General features: G+C 49.4%; 2 protein-coding genes. Both read left to right on the top strand.

Annotation, left to right across the window (positions count from 1 at the left end; translation table 11 throughout):
* Nucleotides 1-108: 108 nt before the first annotated feature.
* Nucleotides 109-1,065, top strand: coding sequence for a WD40 repeat domain-containing protein (locus tag QUA47_RS30785; RefSeq protein ID WP_333433623.1), 957 nt, complete (start codon nucleotides 109-111; stop codon nucleotides 1,063-1,065).
* A gap of 154 nt (nucleotides 1,066-1,219) precedes the next feature.
* On the top strand, nucleotides 1,220-1,570 hold the full coding sequence (locus QUA47_RS30790) for a cupin domain-containing protein (protein WP_333433624.1): 351 nt from the start codon (nucleotides 1,220-1,222) through the stop codon (nucleotides 1,568-1,570).
* Nucleotides 1,571-1,617: the final 47 nt, after the last annotated feature.

Genomic DNA, 1,617 nt, shown 5'->3' on the forward strand with positions numbered 1-1,617 from the left:
TTTACCTGCCAAAGGAATTCCGTAATTTTAGCACTTGCTTCATATTTGGGCAGATTTGTCAATGCGTAAGTCCTAGACTCTACCCCTGTGGGAACCGAGCCAGCCACTATGAGCCACCTGCTTGCCAGTAGTAGTAGCCAAGCGGGAACGATTCACTTATGGCAGTGGCAGGTTGATGGCGATCCACTCAGCTTGCTTCCCTGGAAAATTCTCTACAGAGAAACCAGCCGAGTTTCAAATTTAAGCTTTAGCCCAGATGCTCAAACGATCGCCACCAATGGGCAAGATGGCTCAATTTTTCTATTGGATGTCCAAACAGGACAGGGCGATCGCTGGATAGCTCATGATGCCCCCGTAATAGCGGTGCTTTTTAACCCCAAAGGGCAAACCCTGGCAAGCAGTAGTTATGACCAGACGGTGCGCCTGTGGAATGTGTCAACTCACCAATGCTTGCACGTGCTACGGGGTCATCAGGGTAGCATTCAGGCGATCGCTTTTGATCCCCAAGGGCAAATGCTGGCAAGTGGCAGTTCTGACCAAACCATTCGCCTTTGGGATGTGCAGACAGGAGATTGCCTGCGGATGATAGAAGGGAACGGGGGTGGGCTTTACACGCTAGCATTTCATCCAACCGACTTGATTCTGGCGAGCGGCAGTTTTGACCAAACCATTCGCCTTTGGGATGTGCAAACCGGAGCGTGTCTGCGAATGTTACGAGGGCATACGAGTGCCGCGTATACTCTCGCCATTAGTCCTGATGGTCAACTTTTAGTAAGTGGCAGTGACGATCAAACCGTGCGCTTGTGGAATCTGCAAACGGGAGAATGCCTTCATGTCATGCACGGACATATCAGTTGGGTCAGGTCAGTTATCTTTAGCGCTGACGGTCAAATTGTATTCAGTGGCAGTGACGATCGCACCATAAAACTGTGGGATGTCGCTACGGGACGCTGTATCAAAACACTAATGGGCGATCGTCTCTATGAAGGCATGAATATTCAAGGTGCAACGGGCTTGACCAACGCTCAAAAAACCACTCTGAAAGCACTAGGCGCATTGGTGTAACGTATATGGAGCGTATATCAGACTTTGCCCTCTGCCTGCTTCCCTTTAACTCAGCGCTTAATTGGCGGATATTGAGTGGTGCAATCTGGAGAAGTTTTGCAAACTGAGTTCATGTCGCAACAGCTTACGCCATAAGCTACTTAGGAGAAAAGCCATGAACGAAACAATCTCTGTCAATGCCAAAGCTACATTAATTCAGCCTGGGGGGGCCCCCACCTATTTAGTGCTGGGTGACTTATACACCTTTCTCGCTGTGGGAGAAGATACGGGCGGAACCTATTCGTTATACGAGATAGTGATGCAACCGCAAAGCACTACACCACCTCACAGTCACGACCAAGCGGCTGAATCCCACTACATTCTTGAGGGTGAGGTTGAGTACCAGTTTGACGGCCAAACTACTGTCGCAACTCAAGGAACCTACCTCTCCTTTCCCAAAGGTTTGCGCCACGGTTTCAAGAACGTCGGGTCAAAGCCCAATACGGTTCAGTTAAGGCTCAAATAGTGGTAAATTAGGTATGGTGTCCAAAAATGGAGAGCAAGTAAGGTGCA

Origin of the sequence: Microcoleus sp. MON2_D5 (assembly GCF_036701905.1) — a bacterium.
Classification (GTDB): domain Bacteria; phylum Cyanobacteriota; class Cyanobacteriia; order Cyanobacteriales; family Microcoleaceae; genus Microcoleus.